Below are 12067 nucleotides of genomic sequence, written 5' to 3'. Positions count from 1 at the left end.
GCCTCAGACCAGCATCCAGTCGCCCAGGGTGGCTGCGGTGACCCCCACCAGTGTCATCTGTGCGCCGCCGACCATGTTGATGACGGTATCGGAGCCCGAGAATACCAGGGTCCAGCTTGTCCCGGGGTCAAAGCGCACCCGGTCGCCTTCGGCGCTGTTGAAGTCCAGCACCCGATCGATGCCGGCGTCGCCAAAGGTGCTGAAGATGTCGGCCCCTGGGCCGCCGCTGAGGGTGTCATTGCCCCGGTCGCCGGACATCCAGTCATTGCCGGGACCGCCAAACAGCTGGTCATCCCCCTGGCCCCCCCGGATCAGGTCATGGCCGTCACCGCCATAGCCGGTGTCATTGCCGAGATTGCCATAAACGATGTCGTCGCCGGCCTCTCCGTGCAGGAGGTCATTGTCCCGGCCGCCCACCACCCAATCGTCGCCGCCAGCGCCCCACAGGGTGTCATTGCCGGCATTGCCGTGCAGGTCATCGAAATCTCGGCCGCCGCGGATCTGATCGTCCCCGTCGAAGCCACGCAGATAGCTGCGCCCGTCTCCGCCGGTGATCACGTTGTTGGCGCTGTTGCCGAGAATGGTGTCGGCGCCTGAGCCGCCGATGACGTTCTCGATCACCGTGTTGTAGGCGAGCCCCAGATTGTTGGTCCAGGTATAGGTCTCAGGATCGAGGATGTGTTCGTTGAAGAAATCCTGCGCCCAGGGGAAGCGCACTAGCATCTCAGCGATCTGGGCTGTCGCTGTGAACTGGGCGATGGAGGAGTAGGCACCTGGCGTCAGGTCGATCACTGAGCCCCGGGTGTGCCCGGACAGATCGAAGGTGTCGACGCCGCCGGCGTCATAGATGGCCTGAAAGAACGGCCGGTTCTGGTCCCAGCTGTAGGTGGTGTCGCCGGCTGCGGTGGTGGCATCGGCACCGTACCGCGCCTGGATCGCCAGGATGTCGAACACCATGGGGGTTTCAGGTGCCACCCGGGTCGGGACGATCCTTACCCCCGTCGCTGTAGCTTCCGCCTGCCAGAACACGCTGTCGGCGGCGGCGGTGTAGGACATCAGGGTGTAGCGGGTAGTGTCGTAGGCCGTTGGCAGCACGGCCCCGTCTTCGAACGGGTGCTTAAGCCCCAGGGCGTGCCCCAGCTCGTGGAGCATGGCGCTGAAATCATAACTGCCGGCCGGAAACGTGGCGTTGACCTTGTCCTTGGTGATCCAGGTGTCGCCCATATAGGGGAGGCCCGCTGAGCCATTCAGGGGCGGGAAATAGGCAAATCCCCAGCTGGCCTCCTCGTCGTCGTGTTCATGGTCGACGGCGGTGAGATCCGTAAAGGCGATCCGCAGCTGGCCGGGGGACGCCACATCGTCAGTCTGGACGAAACGCGTGGCCACCAGCCTGTCCCAGGCCTCGATGGCCGCCGAAAACCGCAGACCCTGGGCGGTGTTCAGGACGCTGTAGCCGGGCACATTGGGTTCTTCACCCGTCCCATAGCCGGGCCAGGTCGAACCCTCTCGCGGGATGCTGTAGGTGATGGTCGATCCCCCCCACCAGCGGCCGGGGGCGATCAGACTGGCGATAATGCTGCTGGCATCGGGGGCGGCCATAAGCGCTCACGCGTTGAGATTGAGACGATTCAATAGCGCAAGGTTCAAGCCTTGGCCCGTAAGGAACTGCTAACACACCGGCGAGTCACCCAGATTTGAGCCGCGCCGCCATCCCGTGAGACCCTGATGCCCGACATGCCCCCCCTGGTCGACGAAGTGCAGGTCACCGCCCCGCGCCTGGCGCCCAGTCCGGCTGACCGGGCCTTTGCCATTGTCAGCCTGGGGCAAGGTGTCCTGGGGGAGGCCCCGCGACTGGACGACGCCCTGCGGGGGGAGCCCGGGGTGGCCCTGTTCCGCCGCACCGGCAGCGAGGTGGCCAACCCCACCATTCAGGGGCTGTCCCTGCGGTCCATCGCCCCCTCTGGCGCGGGCCGTGCCCTGGTGACCCTGGACGGTGCGCCGCAGAACGATCCGTTTGGCGGCTGGGTGATCTGGTCGGCCCTGCCCCCCGAAGGCCTCGCGCAGGCCCAGATCATCAAGGGTGCGGGCGCAGGTCCCTATGGTGCGGGCGCCCTGACCGGTGTGGTGGCGCTTACCGAGCGCGACCCAGGGGAGGGCGTCTCGGCCCTGGACGTCTCCGCCGGTTCACGGGGAACCTATCGCGCCGCCGCAGCCCTGGGCACGGCAAACCTGTTGGCGGTGGTCTCGGGCTCTACGACGGAGGGCTATGTGCCCGTGCGTGGCGCTCGCCGGGGTCCTGTCGATGAAGCTGCTGGCCTGAACCAGGTGTCCGCCGCCGCCCGCCTGCAGGGCGAAATCGCCGGGGTTCGTGCCGCCTTCCGTCTCGATGCGTTTGAGGAACGGCGAGGCGGGGGCGCGATCGGGATCGGCTCTGAGGCCAGCGGAGGGTCGGCCACCCTGTCCCTGGCTCAACCTGAGGCCTCGGGATCCGGGGGCTGGCGGGCCCAGGTCTGGTTGCGGACCAGTGACCTCAAGAACCGCTTCGCCGCCATCGATGCCCGCCGGGCCGTCAGCCGACCGGCGGCTGAACAACTGGCGACCCCGGCCCTGGGCTATGGCCTCAACGCCGCCTGGCGGCAGGAGACCGGTGCCTGGACCTGGGAACTGGGGGGGGATGTCCGGGCCGCCGAGGGGGAGACCCAGGAGTTTTTCCGTGATCTGGGGGCAGGGTTCACCCGGGGCCGGGTGGCCGGCGGCCGGACCCTGGTTGGCGGGGCCTACGGGGAGGCGACCCATGTGGGAGAGCGTCTGCTGCTGACCGGCGGCGTGCGGGTGGACGGGTGGTCGGCCACGGAGGCCCGGCGGATCGAGCGGGACCTGAACGGCGGGGCCGTGGTTCTGAACTCCAGCGCCCCGGATGCTTCGGGTGTGACGCCCACCGCCCGGCTTGGGGGGCGGTTAGAGGTTTCTGACAGCATTCATCTGCGCGGTGCCGCCTATGCCGGCTTCCGCCCGCCCACCCTCAATGAGCTGCACCGGCCGTTCCGGGTCGGCAACGACATCACCGAAGCCAATCCGACCCTGGAGCCTGAACGCCTCTATGGGCTTGAGGCGGGGATCGGCGGCGGTCGAGATATGGTTTGGACCGCCAGCCTGTTCTTCAACCGCCTGGAAGACCCCATCACCAATGTGACGATCGGTCAGGGGCCCGGGACTTTCCCCATCGCCGGCTTCATTCCGACCGGCGGGGTGCTGCGCCAGCGTCAGAATGCTGGGGCGATTGAGGCCCTGGGCCTGGAAATCTCGGCCTCGGGCGATCTTGGCCCGCTCCAGGTCCGGGCTGCGGCGGTGGCCACCCGGGCCGAGGTGGACGGCGGAACCGTTCTGCCCCAGCTCACCGGGCTTCGTCCCGCCCAGACGCCGGAATTTGCCGCCACCCTTGACCTCGACTGGCAAGTCAGTGCGCCGCTGAGGGTTTCCACGGAGATCCGGCATGAGGGGCGGCGGTTCGAGGATGATCTCAACACCCGGGCCCTGGCGGCGGCCACCACGGTTGATCTGCGGATCGCCTGGCGCATCGCCCCGGAAGCAGAAGTCTATATCGCGGCCGAAAACCTGCTGGACGCCGAAATTGAGACCGCCCGAGCCGGCGATGGCCTCCTGACTCTTGGGGCCCCTCAGACCCTGCGCGTGGGCTATAGCTTGCGCCGTTGAGCATCCCCGAGCCGCGTTTGGAAAAAGGCGCTGGAGCTTGCCAAGCAAGCCTTGTGCATCGGCCAGCAACCCGGTCATAGTTCAAATAACAAGGGTTGGTCTGGGGGTTGTCATGCTTGTTCTGCTGTTGGCTGCCAGCCTTGGTGGCCAGGCCTGCGCGCCGGTGCAAACCCTCGCCGAGGCGGCGCTGGGATCAAGCGGTGCGGTGGCGACGGGACCGGTCGCCTATCCCGGCCAGCCCGACGCCCCTGGGTGCTTGGTGACGCTCTCCGGCGGCCCGCAGCTGGGCGACAGTTTCATCAGCGTCGCGGCCAAACTCGATCAGGCGCTGACCGGGGCGGGCTGGACCCGCGACCTCGGTGCGGACGCCGATGGCCCAGATCAGACAGCGGCCGGCTATGGCCAGGCGGGCGACCGGCTGGCCGTTTCGGTCACGCAGTCCGGACATGGGGCCGCCCTGTCCTATGCGGTGGTCCTGGGCCTGCAGTCGGCAGGCGGGGCGGTCGCCGAGGCCACGGCCAGCGTCTCGGCGGTGGTGCTTGATCCAGCCTGCCTGTCCAAGACCGCCTGGGCTGTGGATCCGGCCAGCGACACCATCCAGGCTTTTGGCTGCCGGCCCTTGAGCGACATTCCAGCCCCCGATGCGGATGGGTACATCAGCTACTCCCGTCCCCTGGTGGATGGCCTGGATGGCGGCTTCACCCGGGTCAAGGCCAGCGACGGTGCCCCGGCCGGCCAGGTGTCGTTCGTGGTCCAGGACAATACCGGCGGGAGCTTTACCGCCCAGGCCACCGTCACGGGGGTGCTGGGGGCTGACGGGACCATGCAGTCCCAGGGCCTCTCTGTTCAGTGATCCAAGTTCAGTGATCTGGCCGACTGGCCGGCGCCTTGCGCCCAGTCATGGCGCGGCCCCCGCAGCTTAGTTTGAAACCCAGATCGGAGACGTTCATGAAGGTTGTTCTAGCTCCCCTCGCCCTTGTCCTGACCCTGGCAACGGCGGGAACCGTCGCGGCCCAGTCGACCTATCTCTGGGAGGAACTGGGGTCGGGGGATGGCATGACCGCCAGCTACAACCCCCTGACAGTCAAGCATGAGAATGGGGTGGTCACCTTCCTGGAGAAGATCAGTTACGCCACCCCGGGCGAGCTGCCCGATGGACGGCTCATGGGCTATTACACCGTCAAGATGACCATCGACTGTGCGGCCAAGACCTATGCCCACGCCGACTACACTGCCTACACCGCCGCCGGCGTCGTCGTCCCTGGGGTCGCCGACTCTACCCCGGCGGGGATGAACGCCATATCGCCGGGGGGCGTGCCCGACGACTTCAGGGTCAAGTTCTGCAAGTGATCGGCCCGGGGTCAGCCTCGCGGCGGCTCTGAAGGTCAAAGCCTCGGCGTCTTTTGGCCGGCGCGATGATTTCATCTTGCCTGCAAAGGCTCTAGGACGGCGGGGACGTTCCCCGCCGCCGAGGTCGCCTTGAACTATCGTCATGCCTTCCATGCCGGCAATTTCGCGGACCTGATCAAGCATGCCGCTCTTCTGCGCCTGCTGGCGTCGCTGAGGGCCGACAAGGCGCCCCTGAGGGTTATCGACACCCATGCGGGGTCGGGCCTCTATGACCTTCGGGGCCCGGAGGCGACGCGCTCAGGCGAGGCTCAGGCCGGGGTCATGCGGCTGATGGGGCAGGCCACCCCGCCTGCTGCCCTGTTGGCCCTGGCTGACGAGGTCGCTGCCGCCAATGACGGGGGCGAGACCTGGCTCTATCCCGGCTCGCCCTGGCTGATCGCCCGAGGCCTGCGGCCTGGAGACTCCTACCTGGCCTGCGAGATGCAGCCGCAGGAACATGAGCGGCTTGCCGCTGTGCTGGGATCGGTGCCGGGGGTTGCGACCCTTTGCGCGGACGGCTTTGCGGCAGCTGCTGAGGCCGTCCGTCCTGGCCAGCGCACCCTGATCCTGGTCGATCCGCCGTTTGAAAAGGCCGATGACTATGGCCGGATCGCAGCCCTGGCCGGAACGGTGCTGGCCCGCGCGCCCAAGACGATGTTCCTGATCTGGCTGCCCCTGAAGGATCTTGAGACCTTTGACGGCTTCCTCCGTGACCTGGAGGACGCCTGCGAGCCCGCAGCCCTGCTGGTGGCCGAGGTGCGGATGCGGCCCCTGACTGATCCCATGAAGATGAACGGCTGCGCCCTGGTGCTGATCAATGCGCCAGACGGACTTGAGCCGGTCCTTGCCGAGGCCTGCGCCTGGGTGGCCGATGGCGGCGAGGACGGGCGTGGCCAAGTCTGGCCCCTGGCTGGAGTCTGAGGCCCTGCCGCGATAAGCCAGGGCGCTGGGGATGAACCGGGGGCGTGGGCCGTCTTGATCAAGCGTCTGTTCGATCTGATCGCGGCCCTGTCAGGGCTGTTGCTCCTGTGGCCGCTGTTGCTGGCCCTGGGTCTGGCGGTTCGGCTGACCTCTCCCGGGCCGGCGATCCACTGGTCCCGGCGGGTGGGCCGCGACAATGTGATCTTCCTGATGCCCAAGTTCCGCAGCATGCGCACCGACACGCCTGATGTGGCCACCCATCTGCTGGACCATCCAGAGCAATGGATCACCCCGATTGGCCGAGTTCTGCGGCGCACCAGCCTGGACGAGTTCCCCCAGCTCTGGAGTGTCCTGATCGGCCAGATGAGCCTGGTCGGTCCCCGGCCGGCCCTGTTCAACCAGGACGACCTGGTGGCCCTTCGGACAGAGGCCGGGGTTCACCGCCTGAGGCCTGGGGTCACTGGCTGGGCACAGATCAATGGCCGCGACGACCTGCCCATCCCCGACAAGGTCCGCATGGACGCTGAGTATGCCGAGCGCCAGACCCTGGCCTTCGACATCCGCATCATTCTGATCACCCTGCGTGCCGCCCTATCGGCCCGGGGGGTCTCGCACTAGGCCCAACTGGGAATGGAAGACCCCGCCGCACCAGCGACGGGGTCTGTCATCACCTTGGTTCAGGTCGGTCTCAGCCAACCGAGCGGTCGGCGGCCTCACGCAGGCAGCCCAGCCAGGCGTCTTCCCGGGCCTTCTCGGCGGCGCGGAGTTTTTCCTCAGCCTCCTGAACGCCGGCGTCATGCTTGCGCCATTCGGACACCGCGCCTTCCCGGGCGGCCCGGGCGGCTTCCATGGTCGGGAAGCGGGCGAGCACCGCACGCACGGAATAGCTCACCGGCGGCCCGACGGTTTCGCGGTCAGGATAAAAGCCTGTCACCGAGTCGCCGGCTTCCTTCTCGATATGGAAGACGTCGGCCCAACCGGCGTGATGGCGCATCAGGGCCCAGGGCCGTTCGATCTGGTCGGTCATCAGGCACTCCTCAAGTTCGATGGGAGGAAAATAGCGCAGGAACGCGCCGGTCTCCAATCGCATCCTCAAATGATTTGCAAGGCGTTCAGTCTGGACCGAGGACGCCTGGCTTCAATTCCGTCCCGCTGCCCCCTATCTGGTGCCATGTGGCTCTATGGGTTCCGCGGTCTAAAAGTCGGGCCTGGGGGCGATTGAGCGCCTCTTGAGGGCGCAACTTGGAAGATCATTTCAATTCCGGCGCGTCTGCCCCATCGACAAGGGCTGTTCTTGCCGGGTAAATGCGCGGTTCCAACGCGCGTCCCAAACGGCCCATCCGGGCCGCGCCGACGTGCGCCCGTAGCAAGTGGAAGGGAGTCCAAATGCGGACGCCAGAGCGACAGGGATTGTATGATCCGCGTAACGAGCATGACGCGTGCGGCGTAGGGTTTGTAGCCAATATTAAAGGCCGCAAATCGCACGAAGTCGTGCAGGCGGGTCTGCAGATTCTGGTCAATCTGGACCATCGCGGTGCGGTGGGTGCCGATCCCCTGGTGGGCGACGGCGCCGGGATTCTGATTCAGATTCCGGACGGACTCTATCGCGCCTGGGCCAAGGACCACGGCGTCGATCTGCCTGCGGCCGGCGAATACGCCGTGGCCATGTGCTTCCTGCCTCACGATGAGGCGGCCCGCGACGTCGCTGTGGCGCAGTTCGAACACTTCATGAAGGTGGAAAAGCAGCCGGTTCTGGGCTGGCGGGACGTGCCGGTGAACCTGGACGGCATCGGCCAGGCCGTGCTCGACGCCATGCCCGTGATCCGCCAGGCCTTCATTGGTCGCGGCCCCAACATCAAGGACCAGGACGCCCACGAACGGAAGCTGCTGGCCGTGCGCAAGCAGATCCAGAACCCGATCGCCCAGCTGGCGGAGAAGAAGGGCCTGCCCGGCCTGAAGGAACTCTACCTGCCGTCCCTATCGACCCGCACCGTGGTCTATAAGGGGCTTCTGCTGGCGGGACAGGTGGGGACCTTCTACGAGGACCTGGCCAACCCCCTGGCGGAATCAGCCCTGGCCCTGGTTCACCAGCGTTTCTCCACCAACACCTTCCCGTCCTGGCGGCTGGCACACCCCTACCGGTTCATGGCCCACAACGGTGAGATCAACACCGTCCGGGGCAATGTGAACTGGATGAACGCCCGCCGGCGGGGCATGGAATCTGAGCTGCTGGGCGCTGACCTGGACAAGATGTGGCCGCTGATCCCGCACGGTCAGTCCGACACCGCCTGCCTGGACAATGCCCTCGAGCTGCTGCTGGCCGGCGGCTATTCGCTCGCCCATGCGGTGATGATGCTGATCCCGGAAGCCTGGGCCGGCAATCCGCTGATGGATTCCAAGCGCAAGGCTTTCTACGAGTACCACGCCGCCCTGATGGAGCCCTGGGACGGGCCGGCGGCTGTGGCCTTCACCGATGGCCGCCAGATCGGCGCGACCCTCGACCGCAACGGCCTGCGTCCCGCCCGCTTTGTGATCACCGACCAGGACCATGTGATCATGGCCTCTGAAGTCGGCGTGCTGCCGGTCGAGGACGAGCGCATCGTGCGCAAGTGGCGGCTGCAGCCGGGCAAGATGCTCCTCATCGACATGGAGGAGGGGCGGATCATCGAGGACGAGGAGATCAAGGCCTCCCTCGCCAGCGCCAAACCCTATGAGGAATGGCTGGCTGAGACCCAGTTCAAGCTGGAAGACGTGGTCGACGCCGAGGAGTCCGAGCCGGTCAGGATCGACGACGCGGCCCTGCTGCTCGACCGGCAACAGGCCTTTGGCTACACTCAGGAAGATCAGCAGTTCTTTCTGGAGCCCATGGCGCTGCAGGCCGACGATCCCATCGGCTCGATGGGCGGCGACACGCCCATCGCCGTGCTCTCGCAGCGTTCGAAGCTGATCTACGAGTACTTCAAGCAGAACTTCGCCCAGGTCACCAATCCGCCCATCGACCCGATCCGTGAGGAACTGGTCATGAGCCTGGTGTCCATGATTGGTCCAAGGCCCAACCTGCTGGGCCGTCAGGCGGGCTCGCACAAGCGCCTGGAAGTCGCCCAACCGATCCTGACCAATGAGGCCCTGGCCAAGATCCGCTCGATCAATGAGCTCCTGGACGGTGCCTTCCGCACCGCCACCCTGGACGCCACCTGGTCGGCTGATGAGGGGGCCGGCGGCCTGGAGCGGGCGCTTGAACGCCTATGCCGCGAAGCCACCGACCAGGTGCTGGCGGGTATGAACATCCTGATCCTCTCGGATCGGGCGGTCAGCGCTGATCGTATTCCGATCCCGGCGGCCCTGGCCACGGCCGCGGTTCACCATCACCTGATCCGCCAGGGTCTGCGCATGCAGACCGGCCTGGTCATCGAGACCGGTGAAGCCCGTGAGGTGCACCACTTCTGCGTCCTGGCCGGCTATGGCGCGGAGGCGGTCAACCCCTATCTGGCGTTCGAGACCATCGAGCAGCTGCGGGTACAGAACAAGCTCGACATCTCGGCCAAGGATGCGCGCAAGAACTACATCAAGGCGGTCGGCAAGGGCATCTTGAAGGTCATGTCCAAGATGGGCATCTCGACCTACCAGTCCTATTGCGGCGCGCAGATTTTTGATGCGGTGGGCCTGAACTCCGAGCTGATCGAGAAGTACTTCACCGGTACGGCGACCACCATCGAAGGCGTCGGCTTGGGCGAGATCGCCGAGGAGTCCGTGCGCCGCCATCGGGACGCCTTTGGCGACAACCCGATCTACCGGCACATGCTCGATGTGGGCGGCTCCTATGCCTATCGCCTGCGCGGTGAGGCCCACGCCTGGACCCCGGATTCTGTGGCCCGTCTGCAGCACGCCGTGCGCGGCAACCTGCCCGACGAGTACAAGTCCTTTGCCGCCAGCATCAACGAGCAGAGCGAGCGGCTGCTGACCATCCGCGGCCTGATGCGCTTCAAGCTGGCCGACAAGGCTATCCCCATCGATGAGGTCGAACCGGCCAGCGAGATCGTCAAGCGCTTCTCCACCGGTGCCATGAGCTTTGGCTCCATCAGCCGGGAAGCTCACACCACCCTGGCCGTGGCGATGAACCGCATCGGCGCCCGGTCCAATACCGGGGAAGGCGGCGAGGAGGCTGATCGCTTCACGCCCCTGCCCAACGGCGATTCCATGCGCTCGAAGATCAAGCAGGTGGCGTCCGGTCGGTTCGGCGTCACGGCGGAATATCTGGTCAATGCCGATGATATTCAGATCAAGATGGCCCAGGGTGCCAAGCCCGGCGAGGGCGGCCAGCTGCCCGGCCACAAGGTGGACAAGGCGATCGCCAAGGTTCGCCACTCGACCCCTGGCGTTGGTCTGATCAGTCCGCCGCCGCACCACGACATCTATTCGATCGAGGATCTGGCCCAGCTGATCCACGACCTGAAGAACGTCAATCCCAAGGCCCGCATCTCCGTGAAGCTGGTCTCCGAGGTTGGCGTGGGCACCGTGGCGGCCGGCGTCTCCAAGGCGCGCGCCGATCATGTGACCATTTCGGGCTTCGAGGGCGGCACCGGCGCTTCGCCGCTCACCTCCCTGACCCACGCGGGATCGCCCTGGGAGATCGGCCTGGCCGAGACCCAGCAGACCCTGCTGCTGAACGGCCTGCGCTCGCGCATCGCCGTCCAGGTCGATGGGGGACTGCGCACCGGTCGGGACGTGGCCATCGGAGCCCTTCTGGGCGCCGAGGAGTTCGGCTTCGCCACCGCGCCGCTGATCGCAGCGGGCTGCATCATGATGCGCAAGTGTCACCTGAACACCTGTCCGGTGGGGGTGGCGACCCAGGATCCCGTGCTGCGGGCGCGCTTCAACGGCCAGCCCGAGCATGTGATCAACTACTTCTTCTTCGTGGCTGAAGAGCTGCGGGAGATCATGGCCCTGCTGGGGCTGCGCACCCTCGACGAAATGGTCGGTCGGGTGGACCTGATCGACACCGCCCCGGCGGTGGACCACTGGAAGGCCCGTGGGGTGGACCTGTCGCGTCTGCTTTATCAGGCGCCCATGGAGCACCCGAAGGGGCTGCGCAATACCGAGCAGCAGGACCACGGCCTTGAGCTGGCCCTGGATCACCAGCTGCTGGCTGCGGCCAGACCGGCGATCGACAAGGGCGAGGCCGTCCGTGGCGAGTTCGAGATCCGCAACATCAACCGCACCGTGGGGGCAATGCTCTCGGGTGAGGTGGCCATGGCGCACGGCCATGCGGGCCTGACCGACGGCACGATTTCCTTCACCTTCCGGGGCACTGGCGGGCAGAGCTTCGGCGCGTTTGCAGCCCGGGGTGTCACCCTCGAGCTGGTCGGCGACTCCAACGACTATGTGGGCAAGGGGCTGTCGGGCGGTCGCGTGATCGTCCGCCAGCCGCCGAACTCCAAGCGCGAGCCAACCCAGAACATCATCATCGGCAATACAGTTCTCTACGGTGCCATCGCCGGTGAGGCCTATTTCGAAGGGGTGGCCGGCGAGCGTTTTGCCGTCCGCAACTCCGGCGCCGTGGCGGTGGTCGAAGGGGTGGGCGACCACGGCTGCGAGTACATGACCGGTGGGGTCGTGGTGGTGCTGGGCGACACGGGCCGTAACTTCGCAGCCGGCATGTCCGGGGGCGTGGCCTATGTCTATGACCCGACCAACCGGTTCGCTGCTCTGTGCAATAAGGCCATGGTGGAGATCGAGGCCATTGCCCCGGCTTCAGCCACCGACGGTGCCGACGACGCCCTGCGTCCCCGGCAGAAGTCGGTGTCGGTTGAGGACAATGGCATGGGCGATGTCCTGCGGTTCGACGCCGAACGCCTGCGCATCCTGATCGCGCGTCACCAGCTCTATACCGGCAGCGCCCGGGCTCGGATGATCCTGGAGAACTGGGACACCGAGCTGGCCAATTTCCGCAAGGTCATGCCTACCGACTATCGGCGTGCCCTGCTGGACCTGGCTCAGGAACGCAAGGCCGCCGCCGCCGTCGCCGCCGAATAAGTCTGAAGAT

Annotated in this window: 8 protein-coding genes; 6 read left to right on the top strand and 2 right to left on the bottom strand. The window is 66.4% G+C overall.

The annotated features are described in order from the left end of the window. Nucleotides 1-3 precede the first annotated feature (3 nt). On the bottom strand, nucleotides 4-1599 hold the full coding sequence (locus MH112_RS01695) for a M10 family metallopeptidase (RefSeq protein WP_296563027.1): 1596 nt from the start codon (nucleotides 1597-1599) through the stop codon (nucleotides 4-6). A 126-nt stretch (nucleotides 1600-1725) separates the two neighbouring features. Between MH112_RS01695 and MH112_RS01690 the strand changes: the two genes are divergently transcribed. The 5 genes from MH112_RS01690 to MH112_RS01670 all read left to right on the top strand — a co-directional run bounded on the left by MH112_RS01690 (nucleotide 1726) and on the right by MH112_RS01670 (nucleotide 6642). After that, nucleotides 1726-3714, top strand: coding sequence for a TonB-dependent receptor (locus tag MH112_RS01690; protein WP_296563025.1), 1989 nt, complete (start codon nucleotides 1726-1728; stop codon nucleotides 3712-3714). Nucleotides 3715-3826: 112 nt separating this feature from the next. Beyond that, a complete protein-coding gene (locus MH112_RS01685; RefSeq protein ID WP_296563024.1) occupies nucleotides 3827-4567 on the top strand; it encodes a hypothetical protein in 741 nt (246 codons plus the stop codon). A gap of 95 nt (nucleotides 4568-4662) precedes the next feature. After that, nucleotides 4663-5064 carry a surface-adhesin E family protein gene (locus MH112_RS01680; protein WP_296563022.1) on the top strand — a complete coding sequence of 134 codons (402 nt, stop codon included), beginning with the start codon at nucleotides 4663-4665 and terminating at the stop codon, nucleotides 5062-5064. A 129-nt stretch (nucleotides 5065-5193) separates the two neighbouring features. Continuing rightward, complete coding sequence (rlmJ, locus tag MH112_RS01675; RefSeq protein WP_296563020.1) at nucleotides 5194-6024, top strand: 23S rRNA (adenine(2030)-N(6))-methyltransferase RlmJ; 831 nt, start codon at nucleotides 5194-5196, stop codon at nucleotides 6022-6024. A gap of 57 nt (nucleotides 6025-6081) precedes the next feature. Further along, nucleotides 6082-6642 carry a sugar transferase gene (locus MH112_RS01670; RefSeq protein WP_296563276.1) on the top strand — a complete coding sequence of 187 codons (561 nt, stop codon included), beginning with the start codon at nucleotides 6082-6084 and terminating at the stop codon, nucleotides 6640-6642. Between the two features lie 70 nt (nucleotides 6643-6712). Here the strand turns inward: MH112_RS01670 and MH112_RS01665 are convergent, their stop codons facing one another. Further along, a complete protein-coding gene (locus MH112_RS01665; RefSeq protein WP_293316466.1) occupies nucleotides 6713-7051 on the bottom strand; it encodes a hypothetical protein in 339 nt (112 codons plus the stop codon). A gap of 278 nt (nucleotides 7052-7329) precedes the next feature. On the opposite strand from MH112_RS01665, the gene gltB reads away from it, so the two are divergent. After that, a complete protein-coding gene (gene gltB, locus MH112_RS01660) occupies nucleotides 7330-12057 on the top strand; it encodes a glutamate synthase large subunit (protein ID WP_365785863.1) in 4728 nt (1575 codons plus the stop codon). Nucleotides 12058-12067: the final 10 nt, after the last annotated feature.

This window comes from Phenylobacterium sp. (assembly GCF_022402485.1).
In the GTDB taxonomy this organism is placed as follows: domain Bacteria; phylum Pseudomonadota; class Alphaproteobacteria; order Caulobacterales; family Caulobacteraceae; genus Phenylobacterium.
Note: the sequence above shows the minus strand (reverse complement) of the source record. Positions and strands in the feature narration are given on the sequence as shown.